Source organism: Psychrobacter sp. AOP5-GZ1-6 (genome assembly GCF_052376345.1).
Classification (GTDB): Bacteria; Pseudomonadota; Gammaproteobacteria; order Pseudomonadales; family Moraxellaceae; genus Psychrobacter.
Window position 1 is genome coordinate 1 of record NZ_JBQSVP010000063.1, and the last position, 17,044, is coordinate 17,044.

At 43.2% G+C, this 17,044-nt stretch carries 13 protein-coding genes; 5 read left to right on the forward strand and 8 right to left on the reverse strand.

What is annotated here, in order from left to right:
- The 3 genes from ACT3RN_RS09385 to ACT3RN_RS09395 form a co-directional block, all read right to left on the reverse strand.
- Window positions 1–434: SDR family NAD(P)-dependent oxidoreductase (locus ACT3RN_RS09385; RefSeq protein WP_444518585.1), on the reverse strand; the 434-nt coding region annotated here is incomplete at its 3' end.
- Complete coding sequence (locus tag ACT3RN_RS09390; RefSeq protein WP_192519244.1) at window positions 431–1,636, reverse strand: patatin-like phospholipase family protein; 1,206 nt, start codon at window positions 1,634–1,636, stop codon at window positions 431–433. The genes ACT3RN_RS09390 and ACT3RN_RS09385, both read right to left, overlap by 4 nt.
- Window positions 1,637–1,639: 3 nt before the next feature.
- On the reverse strand, window positions 1,640–4,366 hold the full coding sequence (locus tag ACT3RN_RS09395) for an alpha/beta fold hydrolase (protein ID WP_192519243.1): 2,727 nt from the start codon (window positions 4,364–4,366) through the stop codon (window positions 1,640–1,642).
- A gap of 340 nt (window positions 4,367–4,706) precedes the next feature.
- Here ACT3RN_RS09395 and ACT3RN_RS09400 point away from each other — a divergent pair, with 340 nt between their 5' ends.
- On the forward strand, window positions 4,707–5,618 hold the full coding sequence (locus tag ACT3RN_RS09400; RefSeq protein ID WP_192519242.1) for a lysine exporter LysO family protein: 912 nt from the start codon (window positions 4,707–4,709) through the stop codon (window positions 5,616–5,618).
- 52 nt (window positions 5,619–5,670) lie between these two features.
- The gene (locus ACT3RN_RS09405) at window positions 5,671–6,369 is read left to right on the forward strand and encodes a hypothetical protein (RefSeq protein WP_192519241.1); all 699 of its coding nucleotides are present in this window, start codon (window positions 5,671–5,673) and stop codon (window positions 6,367–6,369) included.
- A gap of 27 nt (window positions 6,370–6,396) precedes the next feature.
- Here ACT3RN_RS09405 and ACT3RN_RS09410 read toward each other — a convergent pair whose 3' ends face one another.
- The 3 genes from ACT3RN_RS09410 to ACT3RN_RS09420 form a co-directional block, all read right to left on the reverse strand.
- Complete coding sequence (locus ACT3RN_RS09410) at window positions 6,397–7,599, reverse strand: hypothetical protein (RefSeq protein WP_192519240.1); 1,203 nt, start codon at window positions 7,597–7,599, stop codon at window positions 6,397–6,399.
- Window positions 7,600–7,655: 56 nt separating this feature from the next.
- Window positions 7,656–8,945: an FAD-dependent monooxygenase gene (locus ACT3RN_RS09415; RefSeq protein ID WP_192519239.1), complete on the reverse strand. Its 1,290-nt coding sequence runs from the start codon at window positions 8,943–8,945 to the stop codon at window positions 7,656–7,658.
- A gap of 100 nt (window positions 8,946–9,045) precedes the next feature.
- Window positions 9,046–10,368, reverse strand: coding sequence for an FAD-dependent monooxygenase (locus tag ACT3RN_RS09420; protein WP_192519238.1), 1,323 nt, complete (start codon window positions 10,366–10,368; stop codon window positions 9,046–9,048).
- Window positions 10,369–11,257: 889 nt separating this feature from the next.
- Here ACT3RN_RS09420 and ACT3RN_RS09425 point away from each other — a divergent pair.
- Window positions 11,258–12,352, forward strand: coding sequence for a PhoH family protein (locus tag ACT3RN_RS09425; RefSeq protein ID WP_192519253.1), 1,095 nt, complete (start codon window positions 11,258–11,260; stop codon window positions 12,350–12,352).
- 268 nt (window positions 12,353–12,620) lie between these two features.
- A complete protein-coding gene (ybeY, locus tag ACT3RN_RS09430; RefSeq protein WP_192519237.1) occupies window positions 12,621–13,211 on the forward strand; it encodes an rRNA maturation RNase YbeY in 591 nt (196 codons plus the stop codon).
- 103 nt (window positions 13,212–13,314) lie between these two features.
- Here ybeY and ACT3RN_RS09435 read toward each other — a convergent pair whose 3' ends face one another.
- A complete protein-coding gene (locus ACT3RN_RS09435; protein WP_192519236.1) occupies window positions 13,315–14,190 on the reverse strand; it encodes a mechanosensitive ion channel family protein in 876 nt (291 codons plus the stop codon).
- Between the two features lie 219 nt (window positions 14,191–14,409).
- A complete protein-coding gene (locus tag ACT3RN_RS09440) occupies window positions 14,410–15,297 on the reverse strand; it encodes an energy transducer TonB (protein WP_192519235.1) in 888 nt (295 codons plus the stop codon).
- A 955-nt stretch (window positions 15,298–16,252) separates the two neighbouring features.
- On the opposite strand from ACT3RN_RS09440, the gene ACT3RN_RS09445 reads away from it, so the two are divergent.
- Window positions 16,253–17,032, forward strand: coding sequence for a hypothetical protein (locus ACT3RN_RS09445; protein ID WP_192521020.1), 780 nt, complete (start codon window positions 16,253–16,255; stop codon window positions 17,030–17,032).
- Window positions 17,033–17,044 lie beyond the last annotated feature (12 nt).

A 17,044-nucleotide genomic window follows, 5' to 3' on the forward strand; every position in this document is an offset into this window, starting at 1 on the left:
GTAATATTGTTATTAAAGACATCGATCGGCTGGCTTTGCTGCTTTAACTGCTTGCTGGCCCAGCTAAATATCTGCTCAAACGCTTGCAGATTAATCGCTAACATCTTATCACTGTCTGCTTGATTCAACTGATGCGTACGCTCATTGGTATAGCTGCCCGCACTATAAATCAGCCTGTCAAAGCGTATACTCGATAATTTCTCTAATAGATTTTTTATTTGAGTGTCATCAGTCAGCTCACAAGCATAAGTCCTGATAGTCGGATACTGGCTGTTAATATGCTCTATCTTTGCCATTCGACGCCCAACCACGCTCACCTGCCAGCCAAGCTGAAAATGATGCACAGCCAGTGCCAAACCAATCCCACTTGTACCACCAATGACAATGATATGCGGCGCGTGATTTTTAGCGTTATCTTCTGCGTAAGTTTTCATAATTGATGCTGCTGTATGTAATCGATCGTACGCTGATAACCATACTGCCATTGCGCCTGCATTTGCTGCACAAAGCCATCATAGTCAGCATGTATCAGCTCGACGGTCATTTGCTGTAGATTAAAACGCTTATGCACATTTTGACCCGTCAGCTGCTGGGCATTATCGGCAAATGGTAGCCAATGAGGCTGTGTTGCTTTTGGCGAGGTGACTTTTGACAGTGCGGCTTGCGATTGATAACTATGTACTGTGGCCAAGCGCGCATTTGGGTCAAAACCAAAAACCCGTTTAATGGCAGGTGCAGCAAGCCACGCATCGTAACCATCCTTGGTCTCTGCAAATACCGTTTCAGCCAACTGACAGGCCAGCTCAATAGGCGTGAGGTTAATCACGCCGCCCAAGCACCAACCAAGCTCTGTAATATGGGTGGGCGGTAAATAATACATGTCTGCCATAGAAGCACGAACCACTGACTGAATATCCCATTGGGTCAGGAGCTTAACAGGCGGATGTATCCGCTCACTGGCAAAGGCATGCGCAGGTGATGTCATTAGCTCGGTAGGTAGGTCTGACAGATAATCTGCCAAACGCAGCGGTGCAAACAACAATTCTTGCAGTTTTAAATTATCATTGGCTAGAGCATCAGCCATATTGCTATCGAAAGGCATTGAATACAGGCGGCTAGCGATAATGGCTATCTCTGGCGTTGTTTTATTAGCATCAAAGTCACTCTGTCTACTAGAAGCAAAACTAGATAGCTCATCAAGCCATTGCTCCTCATTATCAATACGAAACATCGCCAATTGTTGCAACTCATCTAGGAGTCGCGCATAGCTGTCTGCTTGCCGATGCAGCTGAGCTTTGGATGATTGATGTGATAATGACAAACCCAAACGTTTGAGTGCATGAGTCATATAGCGCATTTTTGCACGCCTGTTGGCCTCATCAGGAGTGACATGGCGAATTGCTTTGATAACTGAATAGAGCTCACGGCTGTACATCAGCCCTTGCAAGTCTTTAGGATCAGACGCTAGCTTGACCAAATAAGCGGATAAGCTTCCACCGCAAGTACCAATAATCATATCTGGCTTTAGGTCATGCTCGACCAACGCCGCATAACTACCCAGATAATAGCCAAAACGTGAGCCACCTCCAGAAAAAAGCTGCACACGCTCATAAGGCTTGGTATGGTTAGTAGTCATGTGTTATTTATCATCGATTGGTGCAGTTTTAATCGCCAATGACACCGTAAAGATACCAAAACGATCGATACGCATGGCAACCTTTTTAAAGCCAGCACGCTCAACCAATTGATCCATCTCCGCTTGTGAGCGACAGCGCATTACCCAGCTGCTACCACGATGGTTGTTTAAGGTTTTACTGATGAATTCTTGCTCGGGGTGCCACGGCTGGTTGGTATAAATCAAATAACCATCCGCTTTTAAGCTGTCATAAATCCCAGCCAGTGCTGTTTCAGGTAGCGTATTGTCAGAAAATAATTCAAACACGCCTGAGCTAATGGCAATATCGAAACCTGTATCAACCTTGCTGCTGCTCGTTTTTTCTACCTGCTGATAACTGGCGGCGTCAAACGCATCCTTTTGACAAGCGACGACTCGATTAGTAATGGCTAAATTAGAGGCTTTCGCTTGCAGTGCTTGGATATTATGCATCTCATAATCTCGTAGCTCCGCATGCAAATCGGTAAACTCAGTCAATAAGTCAAATGCGTAGAAACCATGACCACTGGCAATATCTAACAGTTTTGGTTGATATGGTTTAGTGTTATTTTGGTTTTTGTCTTTAATATCTGCGAGCGCTAAACGTGCCAGCTCTAATATATGTGCGCGGCGTATACGAATACCCTGCCAACCGATATTGTTTAAATAAAACTTATCAACTGCATGCCCAAATTTATTTTGACCGCTTGGCTGATTGTAATAAACGTGATCAAGCGAGTGGCCCGAATCAAACCCATGCTCAAGCCCTGTGGCAATCGCATCGCTGACATGACCGAACTTTTGCATCGCAAAACGAGTAATGGCAAAACTCGGATTAAATGGCTTAATCGCTAAGCGGTCTACCTTGTCTTTACTGGCGCTATTCAAATGCGCGGTACTCAAATCAGGCGCCTGTACTGGCGCAGCAAAGACCTGCTCAGCAAAATCTATGCAGTCGGCAAACACATCTGCCTTATTGGTTTCGTGAAAGATTGCGTGATAACTGTCTGGGTATAGTTGCCAGCGCTTGGTAGGCGTATCAATCGCTTCATAAAACGCGCGCTCAGCCTGCTTATCCACCACGTAATCTTTACCCGCACACAGTACGAACGTCGGAACGGTAATGGCACCAGCATCATCCAGCAAACGTTGACCCGTGGCATGAGTATCAATCAATAAGTCAGTCGAAATACTGTTCGATATCAATGGATCCGCATTGTAGGCTTGCTGCGCGTCTTTATCATGGGTCAGCACTTGTGCTTTGACATAACTGCTGACACGTGACATCAAACCCAGCGTACGTGCCACCTTTAGTGACGGTATCGCAAAGGGCATGTACAAGCGAATGCTTAGCGCAGGCGTGCCGAGTATCATACCGCGAATATTGGGCGCATAATCATGCACCCATGCTGCCGCCAGTACCGCACCGATACTACTGGCGACGATCAGGGTATCCTCGATAGCAATGCCAGTTTGCCCGATAACCAGTTGCACAAATCCATCTAAATCTCTCTCTAGTTCAGTGACACTCTCTGCATGGTCTTTGATACCCCCTGAGCGACCATTGCCACGCGCATCCCACGCAAACACTTGATAGCCTGCTGCTGCAAACTGCTGTCCTAACTCGGCTAATCGGCCCGAGTGCTCATGCCCACGGTGTAATAAGATCACTTGACGTAACGGCTGAGCGGCTTTTTTAATCGTTGATTTTTGCATATCTACTAACGGCATCGTGAGCCAATAGCGATAATAAATAGCCGTGCCATCATAAGCGTTGTAGCAACTTTCACCATTTATAATTTCACCATTTACATCTGTGGGTGAAGACTGCTCAAAACTAACACTGGCCTGTTCTTTTAGTTTTTGACTATTAACGGGGGTAGTTGGCATTTCTTTGAACTCCAATGGGTAGGCGTTGTCAGTATAATTATTTGGTAAAGCAGTATTCAGGGATAAAGCAGTATCACGTGATGAAGCAATGTTGATAGATAGTGAGTTGTTTTTCGACTCACGCGTTACTGATCGAAGTGTTGGCGGCTGATGCATCAAGTATAAATGGACCATATAGCGTATACGATTTAAGCACGTTTTGAGTAGGAGTGCTTCGGTCAATATGAATAGCGGTGTGATGCTGAAATGGGCGCGCGATAACGGCAGCTTACTCCCCATAACAGCACCAAGCACGCCTAGTATTAAAGCGCGATCACTTTTCCCTAAAGGCCCTTGGTTCGCCCTAGCCCCTAGTATTGTATTGCTGGCGATACCGAGCAGCTCGGTACTCATACTCAATGCCGTCATGCTACTGATATGCCGCTGCGTGCTAAACCATTTACTCGTACCAGTTTGTCGTTCAGAATTAATTCGTAAATCATATTTAGCGACATGAGGAGCCAAACTGGTAATGAGCACCGTATCAGCGATAATGTCGCCCACTTCGTTGAGCACTGCACCCAGCGTTGATGCTTGACCATGCTCACGCGCCATCATGCCGTCAATGGCATTGAGTGCCATCCGTACGAATAATGATGAAGGTAATAGCAGCCATAACGCTTGCTGCTCGGTTGCAGGCTTCGCAATAACATAAGCCGTGCCCACACTTAATAGTACCGCAGACACAGTGACTTGATTGGCAGTAAAATTGTGCGCGACCAACGAATTACTGACTGGTCGCAGCTGATCTTGAAATTTAGGTTTGAGCTGATATAGCGACATAGTACTACCAAGTATTTTCGGTATCCTAATGTAACAACAAAAGTTTGCTAGGTAAATGCTTAGACGTGGTTATATAGTCAAAGTATTTTTAAATCGCTACAGTGCTGCTGGGATAAATTTTTCGCAGCCTCTGTGAATACAGCAAGCAAGTAAAATTTGTACCAGTAGTACCATAATACAATCATATCGGTTTTATGTTTCTTTGACTATAAATCAAATTACCCCCGATAAAATCGGGCTTTATAAAGAATCTAGTGTACCACTGTCAGTATTTACATATCGATATGATACAATCATCGGCTTGTTAAAAAGGCCTCATTAAAACCAGGAGTCTGCCGTTATGCAAAGTCTGATCACCCTTATTTTGGTCTTAATGCCAATGTTTATTGGCTTTGCCATTCCTTCTAATCCGGCTATGACAAAGCTTGCGGATAAAGGTTTGTCCTACTTAGTGTTTGTCATTTTAGCACTGATCGGTATTGAACTATCGCAAGTCGAGGGCTTAGGCGGTCAAGTAGCTGAGATTGTGCTGTATGTGGCCGTGCTTTCAATTCTCACTATCGGCTCTGGTCTATTGGCTTTAATGATATTCGACAACATACGCCCATGGCAGGCCAAAAAACCCAGCGTCAAATCCAAAGAACATCAAGTCAGTATTCGTGGTAGTCTCGCCCAAGTCGTTTGCGTAGTAATCGGCATGGTGATTGGTTATTTCCTACCCGCTGATTATATGCCACCTGAAAACACCATGACGGCTCTGTTAATGGTACTGATATTACTGGTTGGTATTGGGCTAAAGGGTTCGGGTATTACGCTCAAAGAAGTCATGCTCAATAAACGCGGCGTTGAGATGAGTGTCATTTTCACAATAGCAGTACTGGCTGGCGGCTTAATATTTGCGCTAGTGTTCAGTGATGTATCCTTGACGAAAGGCTTGGCACTATCATCAGGATTTGGTTGGTATTCGCTGTCAGCCATTGTCATGACCGATGCTTATGGCGCGGTCTGGGGTAGTGTCGCGTTATTTAATGACTTGGTGCGTGAGTTCTTTGCCTTGATATTTATTCCCATGTTTATGCGCAAATATCCGTCAGCAGCGGTAGGGCTTGGCGGCGCGACGAGCTTAGATTTTACCTTGCCAGTTATTCAGCAATCAGGCGGTTTAAAGGTCGTGCCATTGGCGATTAGCTTTGGTTTTATTATTAATATAATCTCGCCTGTATTGATGGTATTGTTTTCAGCGTTGGGGTGATAATGTAGTAGAACGTTTGAATCGATATACTTTGGTAAAAAAGGAGAGCGGCATGTCTATGTGGGAAGTAGAGCATATCATTGAGCAGACCATAAAACTCATTGCTAGCGCCGATAGTACTGACAGAGAAAAACGCCATTTAATACATAATGCTTATTACCTACAAGCCGCTTTCGATACAAGCCATACGCACTTTAGAGTAAAAGATATTTTACTCAGCACTCAATATATGCAAGCCTACGCTATAGAGGAATTCCCAACATATCATCTGTATCCAAAATATTTCGATAGCCTTATAGATGCTGGTGATGCATGGGTTTATGATAACCCTACAGCTATTCGGTCAGCTGACAATCCTGAGGTCGCACTATGGGACAATGAGTCACAGCGCTTATATGTAGATTTTGGCAGTCCCTATTATAGCCTCAATACTGACGAAACTGTGGCACTCTATGAACCGCTAGACTTTGCATTACTTATCATTAGAGAAGCTAGTAAACAAAACAACAAAGGCATAGTCTATGATTGGACTGGTTTCGTTCTCTTTTATTTACTGACAATGTTACCAAGTGACAAGACGGTTTCGGAGCTGCAACAGCCATACTTTACAGAAATAAGAAGCATATTTGCATCGTTCGATTTTACTAATTATGAGCCTATCGATGATCGTCTAGATTTGTATAGTGACTTTCACAAAGAATGGTTGTCAGAGCAGCAGCTTAAATGGTTAATGTATGTGACCGCAGTATAAATAATTCCATCTTAACTCATACCTTTATCAACCTAATAACAAGTCCTTATCTACCTGACAAGCTCTATCGTGCCACTCAATAAATGCCTGTATGTCTTTATGCTCTAATTGATGGGTAGTATCCTTACCAGTAAAGCTCTCAATATAACGGCACGCTCGATAGTTTTTAGCATACTTATCGTAATTGTTAATCCACTGATTACGTGCTTTTAACTCGTTTTGACGTTGCTCAATACTACTATCTGCGTCTGTGCTCTCGGCATCAAACCAAAAATTTTTGGCAGGGATATCTTTAGTCAGTTTTTTGTCCGTAACCTCAGCCATGCGCCACGGTTTAGCAGTGAGCCGTGCTCGAAAGCACTGCTGCGCCTGACAGAGACGCACATAATTAGTATCTGCATGAAAATACTCAAACCAGTCCGAAACTAATGCATCACTTGGCGGGATAGTGTCGTGGGTGGCAATCATACGAAAGCCTGCGGGTGTCTCATATAAACGAAAGGACTCATTAGGATGATTGGCAACGCGCTGCTGAATTAAATCCGTTATAAAAGATGATAGCGAAGCAGAATCATCGGCATATTTTTGTATACGCGCTTTTTCTCTTTGACTGGCTTGTTGCCACAAATAAGCAGTCGCACCTACCATAACTACCAACAGCCATAACCATGATAATCCCAACCAAGAAATGACACTGGCAATAAGTATAAAAATAAGAACAAAAACCCAAACTTTTATTTTAGCTGCAGGCTGAGTTTGATTGTCGGTTAATAAAGTTATATAACCACGGCTGTCATAATCGTCAGGATATTTATAGTGCAATAACTGATCGTTATCAACATCGATAATCGCAATATTATTAACATTGGCAACCTGCGCACCGTAACTGTTACGCGTGACAACAAGCTGCGTATCAGATGCCTGACTCTCTACACCAGCTTTAGTTAAACCATTCTCTGAGAAATTCTGCTCAGAAATAATCTGCTCACGTATAGGAATGCCATTACTTTCGTTATACTCTTCCCTACGCTCACGTCTGACAATATCCTCGCCATCTAGCCAGCGTTGATGCGCTTCATTTACTCGTTCCTTAGCATGAGCCAAAGCCTCTGCTTGACTGATATCTGACCAGCCATAGCGCTTAATGGTTGCTTGCTTTGATGACCGATCGGCCGTGGCTAGCGCATCAAAACGCTGCTTGTATTGCGCCCAGTATTTAGGGATGAGCATAAGGGGTTACCTTAAGATATTTGGTTTAAGATAAATGAAAATTGAGCACGAGGTTCTTACACCCCACTCGCCTGCTTAGCAAACATTCTCATGAGCGGTTTTATTTTGCCAACGCGGTACATGCCCTCATTACGTATCTGCTGCACGGGGCGTAATTGCGCAAGCGACCCTGCGAATAGCCAGTTAAGCGCAGAAAAGCTATGCATCATCAGGCTATTATGCGGACGACGCAGACGCTCGTAACTACGCAACGTTTGATTACTGCCCCAGATCGTACCGCCACTACGAGTAAAGTCGTGTGCTAATTGCTCGCTCAATACTTGTACATCGAGCATACCCAGATTCAGCCCTTGACCTGCCAGCGGATGCACACCATGCGCTGCGTCACCGATCAAGACTAAGTTATCGGCGACGTAACTATTCGCTTGTTGCGCAGTCAGTGGAAAGCTAGCAATGGATTCAATCTGACTGATAGCGCCTAGCTCATAATGACAGGCAGCAGCCAGTTTATCGGCGATAACACGGTCATCTTCCTCTATCAATGCCAATGCCTGATTGCGCGGCAACGTCCATACAATCGACTGCCAATGCTGTGGATTGATTTTGTCGTCGTCGGTGATATCCGCTAATGGCAATAACGCCAGCGTACCCGTAGGCAGCATCGCTTGACGTGCGGTTGCTTGGTGCGGTTTTTCAGTATGGATCGCACAGCAAATGGCAGTTTGATTATAATCAAGCGTGTCTAGTCCTATGGCTGCTTGCTGACGTACAAATGAGCCACGACCATCAGCGCCAACCAATAACCGAGCGTTAATCACAGTGCCGTTATCGACGGTCACACGGTATCCTTTTTGCGTACCTAACCAATCCATATTTGTCACTTTTTGCCCAGCGACAATAGTCAGATACTCACTGACATCACCCTCACCCAGACGTTGCCACAACGCATGTTCAATGACGGCTGGCTCGACCATACTACCGAGCATTGGGGGCATGATAGAATTAGACGAACCATCGCTACTTTCACCAAAATTATCACTACTCTCACCAAATAACAGCTCGCCCCTACCATTCAGTTGCCATACCTGCATTTGTGAGTAATCAGCCTTACGTTCAGAGCTCGCAATCTTTTGCCAAGCGCCCACGTTTTTTAGTAAATTAATACTGGCCAAGCTCAGCGCATACACTCGAGCATCACGTTTGCTCAGCACACCTTGCCAAGCTGATTCATCACGTGCTGGACGAGCATCAATTAACGTCACGGGCATTTTTGCTTGTGCCAGTTTTAGCGCAAGCGTTGCACCAACGATACCACTACCGATAATCAGCGTATGGTTATTTTTCATAAGGTGTCTCTCAATACGAGTCAAGATTAGAATGCTTGTTATTAAGGTCTGTTGATCGCTAAAATCGCGTCAAAAATTTCACTGCATATTGTCTATAGCACTACGACTTTAATCCCATCGCATAGGTCGCCACCAATGGCTTAATGTTTGGCAGCTTATCAAAGGCCACCAAAGCTGCATTTCGTGCTAGCTTTATCACTGGATTGGGATGAGTAAAACCATGGACGACAGCGTCACAGAATCGAATGACCCGTTTTTGGTCGCTTAGACGTGCCTTCTCATAACGCTTAAGTAGCGTTGGATCGCCGATGTCTGCGCCTTTGAGCACTTGCGCGCTCATCATCTGCGCTAATACATGGGCGTCTCGCATACACAGATTAAATCCCTGCCCTGCTACAGGATGCAGTGTGTGAGCGGCATTACCCATGATGACACAGCGACCATCTGCCTGTTTGTCCGCTAGCACGCGGGTCAGTGGATAAGCACCACGACGACCAGCAGCGACAAACGTGCCAGCACGCTGACCAAAAGCGTGTTGTAGCGTCTGTAAGAAATGCGCATCGTCTTCTAAATAACGTGTCTCTTCGCCTTTTGGACACACCCAAACGACCGAGCGTCTATAGCCGTTTTGATATTCATTATTGCCATCACCATCTGGATCCGTTAGTGGCAAGACAGCAAGTGGACCTGCTGGGCTAAAACGCTCAATCGCCACATGCTCATGCGGCTTGTCTGTCTCTACCACACCGACGATAGCTGTTTGCTGATAATCATAAGTCGTCGTGCCGATATCCAATAGCTGACGCACGGTAGAGTCACGGCCATCACAAGCGACCAAAACGCTGCCCTGCAATTGCTGCTCTGTTTTCTCTTCACCGTAATGGCTAAAGCTCAGCGTGACACCATCCGCTTTTTGTGTCACTGCGCTGACATTGGCATTATCAATCAGCGTAATCAATGGCGCCTGCTGTGCGGCTAATAAAAGCTCACGCCCAAGCCATGCATTCTCCATTACTTGACCAAATGACTCTACTTTTTCTTCCGCTTTATTGAGCTGTGCGCGACCAAAGCTACCTTGTTCACTGATTTGTACTGAATCGATACGGCAAGCATGGCTTTGTAACTTATCCCACAGACCAATCTCTTGGTAAATCTGTACCGTACGCCGCGACAGTGCGGTATTACGACTGTCCAAATAATGGCTACGATTGCGGTCATCATTTGGGCTGATGGTTGGATAGCGGTTTTTTTCTATTAATGTGCTCGCAATACCATGATTCGCTAGCAGTAAAGCAAAGGATAAACCGACATGTCCACCACCCGCGATGAGTACTTGCTGCTCCGTGATTGCCTGACGGTTGTCAGCTGTAGTTTCAACTTTATTTTGAGCATTCAATAAATTTACATCAGTATTTTGTATCATGCTTATTCCTACTTTATTATATGAGGCATGCTTGCTATACGCAGTTAATGAGGCACTTATTGCCGTTATCAGTTACTTTCATTTAGTGGCTTTTATTTAGTAGCTATCATTTAGCCGCTTCAATATTCTGACCTTGCTTATTTTATTCGTATTTTAAATTCAATTATAAAGCGCTATGATATCATTCATAGACTACCACAAATTACCTATCGCTCCATGCTCTTAACCGTAGACAAAGCGTGTACTAAAAACGCCTAATAATCTATACCACTAAGGGCCAACCTAGCATCCTATTAGAACAGAAAAACCATTAGGGCGTGTTGAACATTCAAATATTAGGGCTGCTGATTGCTAAAATTGCACCAAATTAGGCGCAAGCCGACGATAATGTCGAGACCTTAGCTAGGTTTGCAACAACGTTTGGGGTGGTTTTGGCATCAGCCCTTTGGGGCAGTACTATTTTTTGCCAATATATGGCGAAATTGTTTCACCTAGAATGACTAGGCATCAAAAATTTCAGTGCATATTGTCTGAAAAATAGTCGCTGCTAGCACCACATTTGAATGTTCAACACGCCCTGATCTTGTAAAAACGTTAAATAAAGCATGACAGTTGCAATCACCATACAAAAACAACGTCATGTAGATGCTGCATGGCTTGAAATTTAAAAACTATCTACCATAATAAAGGCAAGACCGTTACTTATCACCATTCATAAAACAAACAACAGAACCGACAGCAAAACCAATAATACTGCCACCGTCATTTCTATTTCTAAAATTTAAAACTAAGACAATAACGACTAACCATTTTATCTCTTAAGTCCAAAGCTTAATAAAACAACATCATTTTGGACGCCTAACACAAGGATAATCGCTTGACTGACTCCATGAGCCGCCGTATAAAGTTTGAATCATTGACGCCAGCACAGCTTAAAATCGTGCTAGGTGAATACAACAATCATATGAAATATATCCAAAAACGCCTTGATATCAAAATCATGCAGCGTCAAGGTGATTTTTGCCTGAGCGGTGATGTGACTGGTGTTGAGCGCGGTGAACGTATTATTTATAAGATGGTAGATGAAGCGCAAAACAAAAAAGACATCAGCGCAGAAGAGCTGCACCTTATCATCCAATCGAGCATTTCTCGTGATGAAGACATGGCCGCAGATGCGCAACGCGCAGAAGAAGATGCTGCCAAAGAAGAAGATTTCGATGTCACCCATGAGTTCACACCCGTTAGTTTGCGCACGCGTAAGGGTCGCATCATTCCTCGCGGTGGCAATCAGCAAACCTATGTCCAAAACGTACTAAACTCTGACGTCTCATTCGGTATTGGCCCTGCTGGTACAGGCAAAACATATTTAGCGGTTGCTTGTGCCGTAGACATGCTTGAGCGTAATGAGATAGAGCGGATTTTGTTGGTGCGTCCAGCGGTAGAAGCTGGTGAAAAACTAGGATTCTTGCCGGGTGATTTAACCCAAAAAATCGATCCTTATTTACGCCCATTATATGATGCGCTATATGAAATGATCGGCGTTGAAAAAGTAGGTAAGCTGATTGAAAAGCAAGTCATTGAAATAGCTCCCCTTGCTTATATGCGCGGCCGTACATTAAACAATTCATTTGTCATCTTAGATGAAGCGCAAAATACCACGCCTGAGCAAATGAAAATGTTTTTGACCCGTCTAGGGTTTGGCTCACGAGCGGTAATTACTGGTGATATCACCCAAGTGGATTTGCCACGTGGTCATAAGTCAGGCTTGGGCCAAGCACTAGAAATATTAAGTGGTATTGAAGAAATTCATATCACCAAGTTTGATTCAAAAGATGTGGTACGCCATCAATTGGTACAAAAAATTGTCGAAGCATACGATGTGTTCGATGAAGAACAAATAGTATTAGAAGAAAAGCGTAAGTTTGAGCGTATCAAAGAGCAAGAGCGTAGACAAGCCATCGCTAATGCAGCAGCCAAACTATAAACTGGCTAGCCTGCTATTTACTTCCATAGAAATGCAAAACCGGATTACTGATTAGTAGTCCGGTTTTTTGCTGCTAGACTGATGGTTAGCATTAGTAATACCATTCACAAAAATTAGAGTAGCAAGGAAAAAGAGTACAAGCACTACACATTGTAGGCTAAGCGATTTTGACACAGCTAATCGTATTCTTGTGAATGGTATAAGTTAATCTTGATCAGTTCGAGCAAATTAAACAAACAACATGGTAATAAAGTAAGGAGAGAACAACATGACCCAATATAATAATGATGATAGTTTGAAACAAAACAATGAAAGCTTTGAGATATTAGACATCAGTGCTACGAATAGCATCAACGACGAGATTCTCGATGCTTTTTATCATCGTGACATGCTCCTGCCTGTCATAAATGCGACTTTAGATTATATAGATGGGCGTATTAATAATGGTTTGGTACTGCCCTATTTTGCAGAAATTGATATTGAACTGTGGCAAGAAAAACAAAAATCACTTGATATATACATTACTGATGCGACTGAAGGTCGCGAATTAAACTTGGAAGCACGAGGCAAAGATTATGCGACTAACATTCTGTCTTATCCTAGTGACTTGCCAGCCACTATCATCGATCTGATGCCGACCCTAGCACTCGGCGAGCTGATTATTTGTCATGATGTGATAGTGCGTGAAGCAGCAGAACAGGAGAAAACAGTCGCACAGCACATTAGCCACCTATTAACACATGGCATGCTACACTTACTGGGGTTTGACCATGAGATCGGACAGGCTGAGCAAGATGAGATGGAGCTTTTTGAGATTGAGGTTTTGGCAGGTTTAAACCTACCAAATCCTTATGCTTAAATATAGGGCGTACTTGATATTTGACCATAGCACTAACAGAAATTGTTTTAGTGATCAGCAGTGCCTATTTATGAGTATTCAATACGCCCTAATCAATTGATAGCTAGTCTTTTGTCATTGGTAGCTTTTGTGATTGATTCATTTGGTTAATCATCTGATCCAGCCCTTTAACATGAACACTACGCTGCGGGAATGGAATTTCAATCTTCTCATCGTCGAGTGCATGTTTAAACTGCTCTAGCAAATCGCATTGCATCGTCCACCAATCAGCATTGGTCGTCCAAACATTTAGAGTTAGATCCACTGAGTTGTCACCCAAATTGGTCACGCGCACGACAGGCTCAGGATCAGTAAACGCTAGCGGGTTGTTCCTTGCTAAGTTTAACATCACATCTTTGGCCGTTTTGATATCAGCATCGTAGCCGATGCCAACCGTGATGTCGACGCGCCGATTGGGCAATGCGGTGTAATTGATGACCGCTGAGGTGGTGATATCACCATTAGGAATGATTACATCATGATTATTTATCGTCGTTAGATGAGTATTGACCAACGTAATCTCAGTCACTGTACCAGTATAACTACTGATCTGCACATAATCACCACGTACAAATGGACGGAAAACCACAATCATAATACCAGCGGCAAAGTTCGACAGCTGATCTTTTAATGATAAACCAATCGCAACAGCGGCACCACCCAATATAGCCACAACAGATGTGGTCTGTACACCAACTTTACTAAGTGCTGCCAGTGCCACTATCACCAATAGTACACCATAGAGCAGCCGGCTCAAAAAGCTAGCAATGGTATCATCTAAATGACTACGAATCATGATTTTTTGAGCAATGGCAACCGCTTTTTTAGCGAGCCAGCGACCCACGATGAATATTACGATTGCTAGTGCAACCTTAAGAACTAAACTTAATGTGTTGCTGGTAAGGGTAGCAATATCTATAGTAAAACCTAAAAATTCCATACTAACTCTTTATTTTATAGCTGTGTTTGATGAATTGAGGATATTTTTCATCTACAAATCAAAATATTGGGCCGTGTCTTCATTTCAAAAATGGTGATAAAAATAGCGCAGATAATATCAGGATATTAACCAGCTATTTAACGCTGTTTGGCAAGATTTAGCCGTTTTTAGCCCATTTAGATGACTATCAGGTGAATTGAAGACATGCCCTAGTGTCTGCTAATAAGTCACATCAACTTTGTCAGTGTATTGATAGGTACGAATCAAACGCAATTCAACGATATCCTTCATGTCTTCGGTAAATTTACCGAAAGGTGCTGCTTGTCTCACCGACTGCTTAGCAGCTTCGTCTAATATCGTTGAACCGGAGCTTTCTAGCAGGCGGATGGCTTTGACGTTACCATCACTACTAATAATGACCATCAGACGTACGTCACCTGTGATGCCTTGCGCTCGAGCTTGTACCGGATAATGTAGATTACCAATACGCTCAACATGCTCGCGAAAAGTGTTGATGTAATCTGCAGCAGAACCACGTGTCGTTGAGTTACTATCAACCGTCACGACCTTGGATTTGGTCGCATAGACCTGTTGACGTTGAGATAACTGCGCCTCTAAGGTAGCGACTTGTTTACGCAGACGCTCTTCTTGTGCTATTAGATCATCTTGTGCTTGTTTGCTATCATTATCAGACTCTACATTGGCTTGACGCCAACTGAGTGTCGTACGTAAATAGCTTTCTTGATAGCGTTGCTGCCGCACTTTGCGTTGCAAGCTAATGACATCTTGCGTTTCACCCATTTGCTCAGCAGAGAGTGGACTGAACTGATCATTTTCTTGTCGCAACTGCTCCTCTATCGTACCACCGCCTTCTTGAGAAGCATTAGCGATAAAGTGGGCATCTTCGTTTGGCTGCATGTTATCAGTGAGCACTTTTGCAACATCTTGCATCATTGCAGCAGGATCACTCCCCATAGAAAAGCTAACACCAAAAATAATCAATGCGTGTACACCCACTGCAATAACAACAGCAACAGGTAAGCTAATATCCCGCTTAGGTACTTGCGCGGAAAAATGATAGCTTTGTGAATCTTTAATATAGGCCACGGTCAATCTCAGCTTATGGGTACGAGCTTATAGGTACAAAACAGCAGATAATAAGCGTTATAATAATATGCATAGTATAGTCTGGCGCTATGATAACATGACAAAGAATTATGTCACTAGTATAACTATTGCTTGAGCAATTTACCCCACTCGCGCAATATTTACAATCTTTGGCCGACTAATTAAAAGAATGTTGTCAAACCTAATACAAAATCAATACGCCAAATTAAAATCGGTTGATGATTTGACTATAGTAGCCACGCCTATTAGGCTTTATATTCTGGGTATAATTAAGGCGTGCCTTCAGTTCAATTGATAACCATCAAATATTTAATACCTACTAAGTGAATGACTGTAAAGTATATGCGTACATTTTGTAGCCATCATATTTGATATATACTACTTGGTATAGTCAAAGAACTCTAGAACGGATACAAGGCAGCTGACTGCAAATTGTACAAGTATTACATCTAGGAACGAGTAGCCGTTTAGCTGTTCTCTAACTATAGGTATCATCTTACCAAATCAAAACCACTTTATACCAAAACTAAGTAGTAAGATTGGCCATATCAAACTCATTTTCTTGGCTACTCTAGTTTTTGTAACTGGTATTAGGGCGTGTTGAACATTCAAATGTGGTGCTGGCAGCGACTATTTTTTAGACAATATGCAGTGAAATTTTTGATACCTAGTCATTCTAGGTTAAACAATTTCGCCATATATTGGCAAAAAAGAGTACTGCCCCAAAGGGCTGATGCTAAAATCACCCCAAACGTCGTTACAAGCCTAGTTAAGGTCTCGACATTATCGTCGGCTTGCGCCAGTTTGGTGCAATTTTAGCAATCAGCAGCCCTAATATTTGAATGTTCAACACGCCCTAATTACCTTGTCTTGATCAGCGCTTCTGTGCACGCTCTATTCAACAATACGCCTATAAACTATAAGGATAAGCAGTTTGAGTGATTTTGATAACTTAGATAATTCAGAGGATTTTGACGATTTTTTTGAGGATATTAACTACCGTTTCGATGAGTCATTCAGCAATGGTTGGGAACGTCTTATCCAGTCCGTTAGACAGGTATATGACAAAACAGCTGATAAATTTGAAGACGAGCTTGCCTTACCAGTGACACAAGAATACGTCAATGATGCACTACAAAAATTCGTCACTAATAATGTAAAAGCCATCTTAGAGTTGCGTGTTGAAATGCATGACGACTGGTTTCGCCTATACAGCACGATTAACACAGCGGGGATTTATGTCGAGGTGGCTAGTAACTTTAGCCTAGTTCATGTTCAGCTTGATCGCAATGTCCAACGTTTGGTATTTGGTCAGCAGACCTATACTGATATTCTCAACCTACGCTGTGAGTCTTACCTTAAACGCCAAGGTGTTAAGTTCTTTATTTGGTTCTATCACAGCATCCTTAAAAAAGACCCTTTAGGATTTCTACTATCTTACATCAAGATTGCCCGTGCAAAAGATGAAGTCATTTACATTGACATTCATCGTTGGCTAAAAAATAACAAAAAAATCATTAGTACTTTGCATAAGGTACAAGTAAATTATGCCGATCTTGAAGAAGAGCAAATGATTTTAAAAGCTCAAGTTAACTACCGTGACTTACTGGCTGCAAGTAGCAACGAAGATATCATTAGCGATGATGATGAGCCTGATCTAATGCAGGCATCCGTCAACCCTTCAAATGAGGCTGCTATACCAAGCACAGTATAGACATGACATATT